Source organism: Streptomyces sp. NPDC051664 (assembly GCF_044453545.1).
Classification (GTDB): Bacteria; Actinomycetota; Actinomycetes; order Streptomycetales; family Streptomycetaceae; genus Streptomyces.
Genome location: NZ_JBITCU010000010.1, coordinates 80,912 through 96,334, shown reverse-complemented (window position 1 = coordinate 96,334; position 15,423 = coordinate 80,912). Strand labels below are relative to the sequence as shown.

Genomic DNA, 15,423 nt, shown 5'->3' with positions numbered 1-15,423 from the left:
CTGATGAGCGACACCCCTGTGATCGGAGTCCTGGCTCTTCAGGGCGACGTACGGGAGCACCTGATCGCCCTGGCCTCGGCGGATGCCCTGGCCAGGCCGATCCGGCGCCCCGAGGAGCTCGCCGAGGTCGACGGTCTCGTCATACCCGGCGGTGAGTCCACCACCATGTCCAAGCTGGCCGTCCTGTTCGGCATGCTGGAACCGCTGCGCGAGCGGGTACGCGCCGGAATGCCGGTCTACGGCACCTGCGCGGGAATGATCCTGCTGGCCGACAAGATCCTCGACCCGCGCTCGGGCCAGGAGACCGTCGGCGGCATCGACATGATCGTGCGCCGTAACGCTTTCGGGCGGCAGAACGAGTCCTTCGAGGCGGCCGTCGAGGTCACCGGAATCGACGGCGGTCCGGTCGAGGGCGTCTTCATCCGGGCCCCCTGGGTGGAGTCGGTCGGCGCGCAGGCCCAGGTCGTGGCCGAGCACGGTGGTCACATCGTCGCCGTACGGCAGGGAAACGCCCTGGCGACGTCATTTCACCCGGAACTGACCGGGGACCACCGAGTTCACGCACTCTTCGTCGACATGGTGCGCGCAGTCCGCTGACTCGATCCCGGTAGGATCTCTCGGGTTCGTTAAGAAATTGGTGACGCGAAGGAGACAGGCAGATGTCCGGCCACTCTAAATGGGCTACGACGAAGCACAAGAAGGCCGTGATTGACGCCAAGCGCGGCAAGCTCTTCGCGAAGCTGATCAAGAACATCGAGGTCGCGGCCCGCACCGGCGGTGTGGACCCCGAGGGCAACCCGACCCTCGTCGATGCGATCCAGAAGGCCAAGAAGAGCTCCGTCCCGAACAAGAACATCGACTCCGCGGTCAAGCGCGGTGGCGGTCTCGAAGCGGGCGGCGTCGACTACCAGACGATCATGTACGAGGGCTACGGCCCGAACGGTGTCGCGGTGCTCATCGAGTGCCTCACCGACAACCGCAACCGTGCCGCCTCCGACGTACGGGTCGCCATGACGCGCAACGGCGGTTCGATGGCCGACCCGGGTTCGGTCTCGTACCTCTTCAACCGCAAGGGCGTCGTCATCGTCCCCAAGGGGGAGCTGACCGAGGACGACGTTCTCGGTGCGGTGCTCGACGCAGGCGCCGAGGAGGTCAACGACCTCGGTGAGTCCTACGAGGTCGTCAGCGAGGCCACCGACATGGTCGCGGTCCGTACCGCGCTCCAGCAGGCCGGCATCGACTACGACTCCGCCGAGGCCAACTTCCTGCCCACCATGCAGGTCGAGCTGGACGAGGAAGGCGCTCGCAAGATCTTCAAGCTGATCGACGCGCTGGAGGACAGCGACGACGTGCAGAACGTCTTCGCCAACTTCGACGTCTCGGACGAGGTCATGGAGAAGGTCGACGCCTGAGGCGCACTCAGCACAGCCTTCAGCACGGGCCGGCGGGGACACACCCCGTCGGCCCGTCGCATTGTCAGTGCGAGCCGATAGCCTGCGGGAACAGTTGACCGATCGGCAGAGGGGGCGCTTCATGCGGGTACTGGGCGTGGACCCGGGGCTGACCCGATGCGGCGTCGGCGTCGTCGAAGGCGTCGCGGGCCGCCCGCTGACGATGCTCGGGGTCGGCGTCGTGCGCACCCCGGCCGATGCGGAGCTCGGCCACCGGCTGGTCGCCATCGAGCGAGGCATCGAGGAGTGGCTCGACGAGCACCGTCCCGAAGTCGTCGCCGTCGAGCGGGTGTTCAGCCAGCACAACGTCCGTACGGTGATGGGCACCGCGCAGGCCAGTGCGGTCGCCATGCTCTGCGCCTCCCGCCGCGGCATCCCCGTCGCCCTGCACACCCCCAGTGAGGTCAAGGCCGCCGTCACCGGCAGCGGCCGCGCCGACAAGGCGCAGGTCGGCGCGATGGTCACCCGGCTGCTGAGGCTCGACGCCCCGCCGAAACCGGCCGACGCCGCCGACGCGCTGGCCCTCGCCATCTGCCACATATGGCGAGCCCCGGCCGTCAACCGCCTCCAGCAGGCGCATGCGGCCGCCGCGGCGGCCCGCACCCCGCGCGTTCCCCGTACCCCCGCAGTTCCCGTCCGGAAGGTCCCCCGATGATCGCCTTCGTCAGCGGCCCCGTCGCCGCACTCGCCCCGACCACGGCCGTGATCGAGGTCGGTGGCATCGGCATGGCCGTCCAGTGCAGCCCCCACACCCTCGCCGACCTGCGGATCGGCCAGGAGGCCAGGCTGGCCACCTCGCTCGTCGTGCGGGAGGACTCACTGACGCTCTACGGCTTCGCCGACGACGACCAGCGGCAGGTCTTCGAGCTCCTGCAGACCGCCAGCGGCGTCGGCCCGAGGCTCGCCCAGGCGATGCTGGCCGTGCACAGCCCGGACGCCCTGCGCCTCGCCGTTTCCTCCGGCGACGAGAAGGCGCTCACCGCTGTCCCCGGCATCGGCAAGAAGGGTGCGCAGAAACTCCTTCTCGAGCTGAGGGACAGGCTCGGCGAGCCCGTCGGCGCCCACATCGGCCGGCAGGGGATCGGCACCGCCGTCTCCTCCTCCTGGCGCGACCAGCTGCATGCCGCCCTGATCGGCCTCGGCTACGCGAGCCGTGAGGCCGACGAAGCGGTCTCCGCCGTTGCCCCGCAGGCCGAGGCCGCCCTCGCCGAGGGCGCCCAGCCGCCCGTACCGCAGCTGCTGCGTGCCGCACTGCAGACCCTCAACCGCGCACGCTGACCGGACGCGACACCCCGACGCACGGGCATCGCACGGCCCGGCACCGAAACACCCTAGGCGGGACTGACCGAATGAACTGGGACGACACCGGACCCGACACCGACGAGCGGCTCGTCGACGCAGGCGCGGACGGCGAGGACACCGCGGTCGAAGCCGCCCTGCGGCCGAAGGACCTCGACGAGTTCGTCGGCCAGGAGAAGGTGCGCGAACAGCTCGACCTGGTCCTGAAGGCGGCCCTCGCCCGTGGCGCCACCGCCGACCACGTCCTGCTCTCCGGTGCCCCCGGCCTCGGCAAGACCACCCTCTCCATGATCATTGCCGCCGAGATGGGCGCCCCGATCCGGATCACCTCCGGTCCCGCCATCCAGCACGCGGGCGACCTCGCCGCGATCCTCTCCTCCCTCCAGGAGGGCGAGGTCCTCTTCCTCGACGAGATCCACCGCATGTCACGGCCCGCTGAAGAGATGCTCTACATGGCGATGGAGGACTTCCGGGTCGACGTCATCGTCGGCAAGGGCCCCGGCGCCACCGCCATCCCGCTGGAGCTGCCGCCCTTCACCCTGGTCGGTGCCACCACCCGGGCCGGACTCCTGCCGCCCCCGCTGCGCGACCGCTTCGGCTTCACCGGCCACATGGAGTTCTACGCCCCCGCCGAACTGGAACGCGTCATCCACCGCTCGGCCCGCCTCCTCGATGTCGCGATAGACGCCGACGGCGCTGCCGAGATCGCCGGCCGTTCCCGCGGCACGCCCCGTATCGCGAACCGCCTGCTGCGCCGCGTCCGTGACTACGCCCAGGTCAAAGGGGACGGCCGGATCGACCGCACCGTCGCCGCCGCGGCCCTCAGGGTGTACGAGGTCGACGCCAGGGGCCTGGACCGGCTGGACCGGGCGGTGCTCGGCGCACTGCTGAAGCTCTTCGGCGGCGGCCCGGTCGGCCTGTCCACCCTCGCCGTGGCCGTGGGGGAGGAGCGCGAGACTGTCGAGGAGGTCGCGGAGCCCTTCCTGGTACGGGAAGGTCTGCTGGCCAGGACGCCGAGGGGCCGGGTCGCCACCCCGGCGGCCTGGACCCATCTGGGTCTCGTCCCCCCGCCCCATGGTGGAAAAGGACAACAGGGTCTTTTTGGGGCGTGATGCGTCACAGGTTGCCCCAGATCAGGAACCACGGTGCCATGCTGGGCGTTGTTCCATCGATGCGGACTCGCTTAGACTCCGCCGATGCCGCCCGCACAGGGCGGCGTACCCACCCCCGTAGATCAGGCCGCATTTCAGCGCGGTCGTGCGAAGGAAACTCGTCCCGTGAATCCCGTGACTCTCCTCCCCTTCATCGTGCTCATCGGGGCCATGTTCCTGATGACCCGGTCCGCCAAGAAGAAGCAGGCCGCCGCCGCGTCGATGCGCAACGAAATGCAGCCCGGCACCGGCGTCCGGACGATCGGGGGCATGTACGCCACCGTCAAGGAGCTGCACGACGACACGGTTGTCCTTGAGGTCGCACCCGGCGTCCACGCCATCTACGCCAAGAACTCCATCGGCGCCGTCCTCGACGACGCGGAGTACAACCGGATCGTCCACGGTGACGGCGATGACATCGACGGCGCGATCGTGCCGGACGACGCCTCCTCGCTGACCGAGGCGGCCGGCGCCGACGAGCCCGTCGAGGCCGACGCGGACGACGACTCCTCGGACGAGGCCAAGATCGACCTGGGCAAGAAGGCCGGGGCCGACGACGTCGAGCCGAAGGCCGAGCCGAAGGACGCCAAGGCCGATGAGAAGGCCGACGGCGAGGCCGACGCGAAGTAGGGCATGACCCGGGGGATGCTGTGAGCCTACCGGCGTCCGGCATCCCCCGGAACGTGCGGTCTTCTGCGGGGGCAGGTCCCCACAACACTTCGTGGCCGCTCGGGCGCGTACCCGGCGCGGGGCGGTTGGACAGGGAGAAACGAGAAGGTGGCAGCACCGAAGAAGGGCCGAGGGTCGTCCGGCGGCCAGGGCAGGCCGGGGCGTGCCCTGGCTCTGATCCTGATCGCCATGGTCGCGCTCACCGGCGGGATGTTCTTGTCCGGTCACACCACGCCTCGGCTGGGTATCGACCTGGCGGGCGGCACGTCGATCACGCTCAAGGCGAAGAGCCAGCCCGGCAAGCCCGACGCGATCAACCAGACCAACATGGACACCGCGGTCAGCATCATCGAACGCCGTGTCAATGGTCTGGGTGTCTCGGAGGCCGAGGTCCAGACCCAGGGCCGGGACAACATCATCGTCAACATCCCCAAGGGGACGAACTCGAAGCAGGCCCGGGAACAGGTCGGCACGACCGCCCAGCTCTACTTCCGGCCCGTGCTCACCGTAACCGCAGGCCAGGCCACGCCCACCGACACCGCCAGCCCCTCGGCATCCGGTTCGGCCAAGCCGAGCGCCTCGCCCAGCGACAAGGAGACGGCCTCCGGTTCGAAGGCCACCCCCTCGGCCGGCGCCACCACCCAGGGGCGCGCGGTCACCGGCGCCCTGACGAAGGACACGTCGCCCAGCCCCAGCGCCAGCGCCTCCGGGACGCCGAAGGCGTCCGTGAGCCCTTCGGCCTCGGTCGACCCGGCCACCGCCGAGCTCCAGAAGCGGTTCGCCGCGCTCGACTGCTCCACCAAGGCCGGCCGTGCGAAGGCCGGTGCCAACGCGAAGCCCACCGACACCACGATCGCGTGCAGCTCCGAGGGTGACGCCAAGTACGTCCTCGGCCCGGCCGAGGTCTCCGGTACGGACGTGGACAGCGCCAAGGCCACGATCGACCAGCAGCGCGGCATGTGGATCGTGCAGATGGACTTCACCGACAAGGGCTCGAAGAAGTTCCAGCAGATCACCTCCAAGCTGTCGCAGCAGCAGTCACCGATGAACCAGTTCGCCATCGCGCTCGACGGCGAGGTGGTTTCCGCACCCCAGGTGAACGAGACGCTCAGCGGTAGCGCCGAGATCTCCGGCAGCTTCACCCAGCAGTCCGCCCAGGATCTGGCGAACGTGCTGTCGTACGGTGCGCTCCCGCTGTCCTTCGACGAGGACACGGTCACCACCGTCACCGCCGCGCTCGGCGGTGAGCAGCTCCAGGCGGGCCTGATCGCCGGTGCGATCGGTCTGGCCCTGGTCGTCATCTACCTGGTGGCCTACTACCGCGGCCTTGCGCTCATCGCGCTCCTGAGCCTCCTGGTCTCCGGCATCCTGACCTACACGCTCATGTCGCTGCTCGGCCCGGCCATCGGCTTCGCGCTGAACCTCCCCGCGGTCTGTGGTGCCATCGTGGCGATCGGTATCACCGCGGACTCGTTCATCGTGTACTTCGAACGCATCCGGGACGAGATCCGCGACGGCCGCACGCTGCGTCCGGCCGTCGAGCGCGCCTGGCCGCGCGCCCGGCGCACCATCCTGGTCTCCGACTTCGTGTCGTTCCTCGCCGCCGCGGTGCTCTTCATCGTCACCGTCGGCAAGGTCCAGGGCTTCGCCTTCACGCTGGGTCTCACCACCCTGCTCGACGTGGTCGTGGTGTTCCTCTTCACCAAGCCCGTCATGACGCTGATGGCCCGTACGAAGTTCTTCTCCGGCGGTCACCCGTGGTCCGGCCTGGACCCGAAGCGGCTCGGCGCCAAGCCGCCGCTGCGCCGCACGCGTCGTGTAAACGCCCCCACCGACCCGAAGGAGGCGTGAGATGTCGCGACTCGGCAGTCTCGGCTCCCGGCTCTACCGCGGCGAGGTCGGTTACGACTTCATCGGTAAGCGCAAGATCTGGTACGGCATCTCGATCCTGATCACCATCACGGCTGTCGTCGCCCTGGCGGTCAGCGGCCTCAACATGGGGATCGAGTTCAAGGGCGGCGCGGTCTTCACCACTCCGTCGACCAGCGCCTCGGTCGCCCAGGCTGAGGAATCCGCGGTCTCCGCCTCCGGCCACCAGGCGATCGTCCAGAAGCTCGGCAACGGCGGTCTGCGCATTCAGATCACCGAAGTCGACCTGGCGAAGGCCGACGCGATCAAGGCGGATCTCTCCAAGGACCTCAAGGTCCCCGAGGAGAAGATCAATGCCGACCTGGTCGGCCCCAGCTGGGGTGAACAGATCGCCAACAAGGCCTGGACCGGCCTCGGCATCTTCATGATCCTTGTGGTGATCTACCTGGCCATCGCGTTCGAGTGGCGGATGGCGATCGCGGCCCTGGTCGCGCTGATCCACGACATCACGATCACGGTGGGTATCTACGCCCTGGTCGGCTTCGAGGTCACGCCGGGCACCGTGATCGGTCTGCTGACCATCCTCGGTTACTCCTTGTACGACACGGTCGTCGTCTTCGACAGCCTCAAGGAGGGCACGAAGGGGATCACCAAGCAGACCCGCTGGACGTACAGCGAGATCGCCAACCGCTCGATCAACGGCACGCTGGTCCGTTCCATCAACACCACCGTCGTGGCGCTGCTGCCGGTCGCCGGTCTGCTGTTCATCGGTGGCGGTGTCCTCGGCGCCGGCATGTTGAACGACATCTCGCTGTCGCTCTTCGTCGGCCTCGCCGCCGGTGCGTACTCCTCGATCTTCATCGCCACCCCGCTGGTCGCCGACCTCAAGGAACGCGAGCCGCAGATGAAGGCCCTGAAGAAGCGGATTCTCGCCAAGCGCGCGGCAGCGGCCGCCAAGGGCGAGTCGGCCGAGGACGAGCAGCCGCACGACGACGACGTCCCCGTGGACGCCGCACCCACCGCTGCGGTGGTCGGCCAGCGCCAGCAGCCCAGGGGTCACGGCCGGACCCCGGGGAAGCGCCGATGACCAGCACCACCGAGAGCGTCAGGGAACTGCTGCTCAGCCGGATCCGTGATGTGGCGGACTACCCGAAGCCGGGCGTGATGTTCAAGGACATCACCCCGCTGCTCGCGGACCCGGTGGCGTTCACGGCTCTCACCGACTCCCTCGCGGAGCTGTGCATCCGGCACGGCGCCACCAAGATCGTCGGTCTCGAGGCGCGCGGCTTCATCCTGGCCGCGCCGGTCGCGGTCCGGGCCGGGCTCGGTTTCGTACCCGTCCGCAAGGCCGGGAAGCTGCCCGGAGCCACGCTCAGCCAGGCGTACGAGCTGGAGTACGGCACCGCGGAGATCGAGATCCACGCCGAGGATCTCGCCCCCGACGACCGGATCATGGTCATCGACGACGTCCTCGCCACCGGCGGCACCGCCGAGGCCTCGCTGGAGCTGATCCGGCGGGCCGGTGCCCAGGTCGCGGGCGTCGCGGTCCTCATGGAGCTCGGCTTCCTCGCGGGCCGGGCCCGGCTGGAGCAGGGGCTCGAAGGTGCCCCGCTGGAGGCTCTGATCACGATCTGAGCGTCGCCCGCGGTAGCGGAACGTACGCGGACGGCACACCCGCACATACAGGACGGGCACCCGGGAACATGCGGGTGCCCGTCCTGCGTTGTGAAAGGTCTCACCGTCCCCGGGGGAGCTCCGGCCGCAGGGTCGATACGATGGCCTTTCCGGGTGTCCGGATCCGCACGAGGAGCGCTCTTGCCAGACGAGGCCCAGCCAGTCGCCGCCCCGCAGCCCGACAAGCCCGCGGCGGTCCCAGCCACGCCCGAGAAGAAGCAGCCCGCGGCGAAGGAGAAGCCGAAGCCCCCGGCCCCCGAACCCGTGCGCAGCCCCGCGCAGGCGCCCATCAAGGCGAACGGGTCCGCCGCCGACCGGCCGGCCCCGGCCTCGCCGGCGCCGACAGCCCCGAAGCCCCCGGCCAAGCCCGCCGCAAAGCCTGTGGCACCGGCCGGCGCCGTGGCTCGTTCCGGCGGCTCCTCCAACCGGGTACGGGCCAGGCTCGCCCGGCTCGGGGTGCAGCGCTCCAGCCCGTACAACCCGGTCCTCGAACCGCTGCTGCGTGCCGTCCGCAGCAACGACCCCAAGATCGAGACGTCCACGCTGCGTCAGATCGAGCGCGCCTACCAGGTCGCCGAACGCTGGCACCGCGGCCAGAAGCGCAAGAGCGGCGACCCGTACATCACGCACCCGCTCGCCGTCACGACGATCCTCGCCGAACTCGGCATGGACCCGGCGACGCTGATGGCGGGCCTGCTGCACGACACGGTCGAGGACACCGAGTACGGCCTCGACACGCTGCGCCGCGACTTCGGCGACCAGGTCGCACTGCTCGTCGACGGCGTGACCAAGCTCGACAAGGTCAAGTTCGGCGAGGCCGCACAGGCCGAGACCGTACGCAAGATGGTCGTCGCCATGGCCAAGGACCCCCGGGTCCTCGTCATCAAGCTCGCCGACCGGCTGCACAACATGCGCACCATGCGCTATCTCAAGCGGGAGAAGCAGGAGAAGAAGGCCCGCGAGACGCTGGAGATCTACGCGCCCCTGGCACACCGCCTGGGCATGAACACCATCAAGTGGGAACTGGAGGACCTCGCCTTCGCGATCCTCTACCCCAAGATGTACGACGAGATCGTCCGTCTCGTCGCCGAGCGGGCGCCCAAGCGTGACGAGTACCTCGCCATAGTGACCGACGAGGTCCAGGCCGACCTGCGCGCCGCCCGGATCAAGGCCACCGTCACCGGACGCCCGAAGCACTACTACAGCGTCTACCAGAAGATGATCGTGCGGGGCCGGGACTTCGCCGAGATCTACGACCTGGTGGGCATCCGCGTCCTCGTCGACACCGTTCGTGACTGTTATGCGGCACTCGGCACCGTGCACGCGCGATGGAATCCGGTCCCCGGCCGGTTCAAGGACTACATCGCGATGCCCAAGTTCAACATGTACCAGTCGCTGCACACCACGGTGATCGGTCCCAGCGGCAAGCCCGTCGAGCTGCAGATCCGCACGTTCGACATGCACCGTCGCGCCGAGTACGGCATCGCCGCGCACTGGAAGTACAAGCAGGAGGCCGTCGCGGGCGCCTCCAAGGTCCGTACCGACGTACCGAAGAACACCGGCCGCGGCCAGGACACCGTCAACGACATGGCGTGGCTGCGCCAGCTCCTGGACTGGCAGAAGGAGACCGAGGACCCCAGCGAGTTCCTGGACTCGCTGCGCTTCGACCTCTCCCGCAACGAGGTCTTCGTCTTCACGCCCAAGGGCGACGTCATAGCGCTCCCCGCGGGCGCGACACCGGTCGACTTCGCGTACGCCGTGCACACGGAGGTCGGCCACCGGACCATAGGAGCACGGGTCAACGGGCGGCTCGTGCCACTCGAGTCGACCCTCGACAACGGCGACCTGGTGGAGGTCTTCACCTCCAAGGCGGCCGGCGCGGGACCGTCCCGGGACTGGCTCGGCTTCGTCAAGTCGCCGCGCGCCCGGAACAAGATCCGCGCCTGGTTCTCCAAGGAGCGCCGCGACGAGGCGATCGAGCAGGGCAAGGACTCCATCGCGCGCGCCATGCGCAAGCAGAACCTGCCGATCCAGCGGATCCTGACCGGCGACTCGCTGGTCACGCTCGCTCACGAGATGCGCTACCCCGACATCTCGTCGCTCTACGCGGCGATCGGCGAGGGCCATGTCGCAGCCGCGGGCGTCGTGCAGAAGCTGGTGCAGGCGCTCGGCGGGGAGGACGCCGCCAACGAGGATCTCGCGGAGAGCTCACCGCCGTCCCGCAGCCGCCACAAGCGCCGCTCCAACGCCGATCCCGGTGTGGTCGTCAAGGGCGTCGAGGACGTCTGGGTCAAACTGGCCCGCTGCTGTACACCCGTACCCGGCGACCCGATCATCGGCTTCGTCACCCGCGGCAGCGGCGTCTCCGTGCACCGCGCCGACTGCGTCAACGTCGACTCGCTGTCGCAGCAGCCGGAGCGGATCCTCGAGGTCGAATGGGCACCCACCCAGTCCTCGGTCTTCCTGGTCGCCATCCAGGTCGAGGCGCTGGACCGGTCCCGGCTGCTCTCGGACGTCACACGCGTCCTGTCCGACCAGCACGTCAACATCCTGTCCGCGGCCGTGCAGACCTCGCGGGACCGGGTGGCCACCTCGCGCTTCACCTTCGAGATGGGCGACCCGAAGCACCTCGGACACGTCCTGAAGGCCGTACGGGGCGTGGAGGGCGTCTACGACGTCTATCGCGTGACTTCGGCCCGCCGGCCGTAAGCGGACCCCACACGCACGCAAGGAAGGGGCTCCCGTACCTCACGTACGGGAGCCCCCTTCCTTCTGCGCGGTGTTTCAGCCGCCGAACTCCTCCAGGCCCTTCAGCGCCTGGTCCAGCAGTGCCTGGCGGCCCTCCAGCTCACGGGCCAGCTTGTCGGCCCGGGCGTTGTTGCCCGCGGCGCGCGCCGTGTCGATCTGCGTACGCAGCTTGTCCACGGCAGCCTGCAGCTGACCGGTCAGACCCTCGGCGCGCGCACGCGCCTCCGGGTTCGTCCGGCGCCACTCGGACTCCTCGGCCTCCTGGAGCGCCCGCTCCACCGCCTGCATCCGCCCCTCGATCTTCGGGCGGGCGTCACGCGGCACATGGCCGATGGCCTCCCAGCGCTCGTTGATGGCACGGAACGCGGCCCTGGCCGCCTTCAGGTCCTTCACCGGCACCAGCTTATCGGCCTCGACCGCGAGCTCCTCCTTCAGCTTGAGGTTCTCGCCCTGCTCGGCGTCCCGCTCGGCGAAGACCTCGCCGCGGGCGGCGAAGAAGACGTCCTGCGCACCGCGGAAGCGGTTCCACAGATCGTCCTCCGCCTCGCGCTGGGCGCGGCCCGCCGCCTTCCACTCCGTCATCAGATCGCGGTAGCGCGCGGCCGTTGTCCCCCAGTCGGTGGAACCGGACAGCGCCTCGGCCTCGACGACCAGCTTCTCCTTGGCCTTACGGGCCTCCTCGCGCTGGGCGTCCAGCGAGGCGAAGTGCGCCTTGCGGCGCTTGGAGAACGCCGAGCGCGCGTGCGAGAAGCGGTGCCACAGCTCGTCGTCCGACTTGCGGTCGAGCCGCGGCAGGCCCTTCCACGTGTCGACGAGCGCCCGCAGCCGCTCGCCCGCGGAGCGCCACTGCTCGCTCTGCGCCAGCTCCTCGGCCTCGACGACCAGCGCCTCCTTGGCGTGCTTCGCCTCGTCGGTCTGCTTCGCCTTCTGGACCTTGCGCTCCTCGCGGCGGGACTCGACCGTCGAGACCAGCGCGTCCAGGCGCTTGCGCAACGCGTCGAGGTCACCGACCGCGTGATGCTCGTCGACCTGCTGACGCAGATGCTCGATGGCGGTCGTTGCGTCCTTCGCCGACAGGTCGGTCGTCTTCACCCGCCGTTCGAGGAGGCCGATCTCGACCACGATGCCCTCGTACTTGCGCTCGAAGTAGGCCAGAGCCTCCTCGGGTGAGCCGGCCTGCCACGATCCGACCACCTGCTCGCCGTCGGCTGTACGCACGTACACGGTGCCCGTCTCGTCGACGCGGCCCCACGGGTCGCTGCTCACAGCGCCTCCTCCACCTGATGCCTGTGAGAGGGTTCGCCCCCCTGGCATCGTCCACAGTTTCCTGGGGCGGGCTGCGCGCCCGCCCTGCACAACGCCAATCTAGGCGACCGGCCGCCCGGCTGTCCGCACTCAGCGCGGCCGAATTCTTCGGCTCGCACCACGACGGCCGGACCGGGCTCGCCGGGCCGGCCGCCCCGGTCGGTTCAGGCCTTGTCGACTGCCGCCTTCGAGATGGTGACGGCCTTCTTCGGGGCACCATCCGCCGCGCCACCGGTGACACCGGCGGTCCCGACCGCCTTCACGGCCTTGAGCGAGGCGGCGTCCATCGTGCCGAACGGCGTGTACGTCGGCGGCAGTTTGCTGTCCTTGTACACCAGGAAGAACTGGCTGCCGCCGGTGTGCGCCTGACCGGTGTTGGCCATCGCCACCGTGCCCGCCGGGTACGTCACCGTGCCGTCCTTGCCCGCCTTGCCCAGCGCGGTCAGGTTCTCGTCCGGGATCGTGTAGCCCGGGCCGCCCGTGCCGTCGCCCTTGGGGTCACCGCACTGCAGGACGAAGATTCCCTGCGTGGTGAGCCGGTGACACTTCGTGCCGTCGAAGAAGCCCTTGTCCGCGAGCGACTTGAACGAGTTCGTCGTGTGCGGGGTCTTCGCCGCGTCCATCGTGAACGCGATGTCGCCCTGGCTCGTCTTGAGCGACATCGTGTACTTCGACTTTTTGTCGATCTTCATCGCGGGCTCGGGCGCACTGCTCGCGCTCGCGGAGGGCGAGGGCGAGGGCGAGGGGCTGGTGCTCGACGCCGCGTCGTTCTTGTCCTTGTCGTCGCCGCCGAGGGAGACGAACGCGGTGACTCCGACGACCGCCACCACGGCCAGCGCGGACGCGATGACGACGGTGAGTTGCCTGGTCCTGCGGCGGGCCTCCTCCCGGCGCTGCTGCTGCCGCTCGAACTTCTCCCTGGCGAGCTGCCGCCGCCGCTGATCGCTGCTGACCACCGGGTGATCTCCTTGTACGTCGTGTGATCGGGCCTGGGTTGCCCCGTACCGTATATGGGTTAGCTGTGGAATGAGGAGCGCCGGTAGGCTCTGAACTGCCGCGACCTTCTCAGCCGCAGTCGGCCGCACCCCTCCGTCGGACGACCTTTAAGGACGATCGTGCTCATTGCCGGGTTCCCCGCCGGGGCCTGGGGGACCAATTGCTATGTGGTCGCCCCCGCCGCCGGTGAGGAGTGCGTGATCATCGACCCGGGCCACCAGGCCACCCAGGGAGTCGAGGACGCGCTGAAGAAGCATCGGCTGAAGCCGGTCGCCGTAGTGCTCACCCACGGGCACATCGACCATGTCGCCTCGGTCGTCCCGGTGTGCGGCGCGCACGATGTCCCCGCCTGGATCCACCCCGAGGACCGGTACATGATGAGCGACCCGGAGAAGGCCCTCGGCCGCTCCATCGGGATGCCGCTCATGGGCGAGCTGACGGTGGGGGAGCCGGACGACGTCAAGGAGCTGAGCGACGGTGCCCAGCTGTTGCTGGCCGGTCTGGAGTTCGGTGTCGCGCATGCGCCTGGCCATACCAGGGGGTCGGTGACGTTCAGGATGCCCGAGGCCGCGGATGTTCCGCAGGTCCTCTTCTCGGGCGACCTGCTCTTCGCCGGCTCCGTCGGACGCACCGACCTGCCCGGCGGCGACCACGCCGAGATGCTCGAGTCGCTGGCCCGTGTGTGCCTGCCGCTCGAAGACTCGACCGTGGTGCTGTCCGGCCACGGCCCCCAGACGACCATCGGCCGCGAGCGCGCCTCGAACCCGTATCTGCACGGGCTGGCCGCGCCCCGACGAGGAATGTGACGAGAGTTAGAACCGTGAGCACCTTCAAGGCCCCCAAGGGCACGTACGACCTGACCCCGCCCGACTCCGCGAAGTACCTCGCCGTGCGCGAGGCGCTCTCCGCACCGCTGAAGAACTCCGGCTACGGATACATCGAGACGCCCGGCTTCGAGGACGTCGCGCTCTTCTCTCGCGGAGTCGGTGAGTCCACCGACATCGTGAGCAAGGAGATGTACACGCTCACCACCAAGGGCGGCTCCGAGCTGGCGCTGCGCCCCGAGGGCACCGCGTCCGTGCTGCGTGCCGCACTGGAGGCCAACCTCCACAAGCTCGGCAACCTGCCGGTCAAGCTCTGGTACTCCGGCTCGTACTACCGCTACGAGCGCCCGCAGAAGGGCCGCTACCGGCACTTCTCGCAGGTCGGTGCCGAGGCGATCGGTGCCGAGGACCCGGCCCTGGACGCCGAGCTGATCATCCTGGCCGACCAGGCGTACCGCACGCTGGGCCTGCAGAATTTCCGGATCCTGCTGAACTCGCTGGGCGACAAGGAGTGCCGTCCCGTCTACCGGGACGCGCTCCAGGAGTTCCTGCGCGAGCTCGACCTGGACGAGGACACCCGCCGCCGCATCGACCTCAACCCGCTGCGGGTCCTCGACGACAAGCGCCCCGAGGTGCAGAAGCAGCTTGTCGGCGCACCGGTCCTGCGCGACTACCTGTGCGACGCGTGCAAGGCGTACCACGAGGAGGTCCGCGATCTGCTGACCGCGGCGGGTGTGGTGTACGAGGACGACGAGAAGCTCGTCCGCGGCCTCGACTACTACACCCGCACCACCTTCGAGTTCGTCCACGACGGACTCGGCTCGCAGTCCGCGGTCGGCGGCGGCGGCCGCTACGACGGTCTGTCCGAGATGATCGGAGGCCCGGCGCTCCCGTCGGTCGGCTGGGCGCTCGGCGTGGACCGTACGGTGCTCGCGCTGGAGGCCGAGGGCATCGAGCTCGAACTGCCCTCGTCCACCAGCGTCTTCGCGGTGCCGCTCGGCGAGGAGGCCCGCCGGATGCTGTTCGCCAAGGTGACGGAGTTGCGCCGAGTGGGCGTCGCCGCCGACTTCGCGTTCGGCGGCCGCGGTCTCAAGGGCGCGATGAAGAGCGCCAACCGGTCCGGCGCCCGCTTCACCGTCGTCGCGGGCGAACGTGATCTCGCCGAGGGCGTGGTCCAGTTGAAGGACATGGAGTCGGGCGAGCAGCAGGCGGTCGCGCTCGACGCGCTGGTCGCCGAGATCCAGCAGAAGCTGGCCTGATCCACCGTCTCCGACTGTGCCCGCCCGGTCCGCCGGGCGGGCACCGTGCGTTACAGACCCGTGCCGTCAACTCCGCAGGAGCCGGTTCATCCTGGCCGACGAGAAAGACGGCGGTCCGCGGTGGAAGCCGGGGCGGCGCCCCGTCGTGGCTGCCCGCCGTCCGTAATGCCTGGGCAGC

The 15,423-nt window shown here is 69.4% G+C and carries 14 protein-coding genes; 12 read left to right on the top strand and 2 right to left on the bottom strand.

Annotated features, from left to right (window positions below; all coding sequences use genetic code 11):
- Window positions 1-3: 3 nt before the first annotated feature.
- The 10 genes from pdxT to ACIA8E_RS20185 all read left to right on the top strand — a co-directional run bounded on the left by pdxT (window position 4) and on the right by ACIA8E_RS20185 (window position 10,822).
- The gene (gene pdxT, locus ACIA8E_RS20230) at window positions 4-597 is read left to right on the top strand and encodes a pyridoxal 5'-phosphate synthase glutaminase subunit PdxT (protein ID WP_030918809.1); all 594 of its coding nucleotides are present in this window, start codon (window positions 4-6) and stop codon (window positions 595-597) included.
- A gap of 62 nt (window positions 598-659) precedes the next feature.
- The gene (locus tag ACIA8E_RS20225) at window positions 660-1,412 is read left to right on the top strand and encodes a YebC/PmpR family DNA-binding transcriptional regulator (protein ID WP_030918812.1); all 753 of its coding nucleotides are present in this window, start codon (window positions 660-662) and stop codon (window positions 1,410-1,412) included.
- A 121-nt stretch (window positions 1,413-1,533) separates the two neighbouring features.
- The gene (ruvC, locus tag ACIA8E_RS20220) at window positions 1,534-2,106 is read left to right on the top strand and encodes a crossover junction endodeoxyribonuclease RuvC (RefSeq protein ID WP_399299919.1); all 573 of its coding nucleotides are present in this window, start codon (window positions 1,534-1,536) and stop codon (window positions 2,104-2,106) included.
- Window positions 2,103-2,729, top strand: coding sequence for a Holliday junction branch migration protein RuvA (ruvA, locus tag ACIA8E_RS20215; RefSeq protein ID WP_399299916.1), 627 nt, complete (start codon window positions 2,103-2,105; stop codon window positions 2,727-2,729). The genes ruvC and ruvA overlap by 4 nt, the downstream gene beginning before the upstream one ends.
- 71 nt (window positions 2,730-2,800) lie before the next feature.
- Complete coding sequence (ruvB, locus tag ACIA8E_RS20210) at window positions 2,801-3,862, top strand: Holliday junction branch migration DNA helicase RuvB (RefSeq protein ID WP_399299913.1); 1,062 nt, start codon at window positions 2,801-2,803, stop codon at window positions 3,860-3,862.
- A gap of 165 nt (window positions 3,863-4,027) precedes the next feature.
- Complete coding sequence (yajC, locus tag ACIA8E_RS20205) at window positions 4,028-4,531, top strand: preprotein translocase subunit YajC (RefSeq protein ID WP_399299910.1); 504 nt, start codon at window positions 4,028-4,030, stop codon at window positions 4,529-4,531.
- A gap of 147 nt (window positions 4,532-4,678) precedes the next feature.
- A complete protein-coding gene (gene secD / locus ACIA8E_RS20200) occupies window positions 4,679-6,421 on the top strand; it encodes a protein translocase subunit SecD (RefSeq protein ID WP_399299907.1) in 1,743 nt (580 codons plus the stop codon).
- A gap of 1 nt (window position 6,422) precedes the next feature.
- Entirely contained in the window at window positions 6,423-7,526 is a 1,104-nt protein-coding gene (gene secF / locus ACIA8E_RS20195; RefSeq protein ID WP_399299904.1) for a protein translocase subunit SecF, read from the top strand.
- Window positions 7,523-8,074: an adenine phosphoribosyltransferase gene (locus ACIA8E_RS20190; protein WP_399299901.1), complete on the top strand. Its 552-nt coding sequence runs from the start codon at window positions 7,523-7,525 to the stop codon at window positions 8,072-8,074. Before secF ends, ACIA8E_RS20190 begins: the two co-directional genes overlap by 4 nt.
- Before the next feature lie 303 nt (window positions 8,075-8,377).
- Entirely contained in the window at window positions 8,378-10,822 is a 2,445-nt protein-coding gene (locus tag ACIA8E_RS20185; protein WP_399300370.1) for a RelA/SpoT family protein, read from the top strand.
- 75 nt (window positions 10,823-10,897) lie between these two features.
- Here ACIA8E_RS20185 and ACIA8E_RS20180 read toward each other — a convergent pair whose 3' ends face one another.
- Together ACIA8E_RS20180 and ACIA8E_RS20175 are read right to left on the bottom strand one after the other, a co-directional pair.
- Window positions 10,898-12,127: a DUF349 domain-containing protein gene (locus tag ACIA8E_RS20180; RefSeq protein WP_399299898.1), complete on the bottom strand. Its 1,230-nt coding sequence runs from the start codon at window positions 12,125-12,127 to the stop codon at window positions 10,898-10,900.
- Window positions 12,128-12,330: 203 nt separating this feature from the next.
- Window positions 12,331-13,122, bottom strand: coding sequence for a peptidylprolyl isomerase (locus ACIA8E_RS20175; RefSeq protein WP_399299895.1), 792 nt, complete (start codon window positions 13,120-13,122; stop codon window positions 12,331-12,333).
- Window positions 13,123-13,281: 159 nt separating this feature from the next.
- On the opposite strand from ACIA8E_RS20175, the gene ACIA8E_RS20170 reads away from it, so the two are divergent.
- Together ACIA8E_RS20170 and hisS are read left to right on the top strand one after the other, a co-directional pair.
- On the top strand, window positions 13,282-13,968 hold the full coding sequence (locus ACIA8E_RS20170; protein WP_399299892.1) for an MBL fold metallo-hydrolase: 687 nt from the start codon (window positions 13,282-13,284) through the stop codon (window positions 13,966-13,968).
- Between the two features lie 14 nt (window positions 13,969-13,982).
- A complete protein-coding gene (gene hisS / locus ACIA8E_RS20165; protein WP_399299890.1) occupies window positions 13,983-15,245 on the top strand; it encodes a histidine--tRNA ligase in 1,263 nt (420 codons plus the stop codon).
- Window positions 15,246-15,423 lie beyond the last annotated feature (178 nt).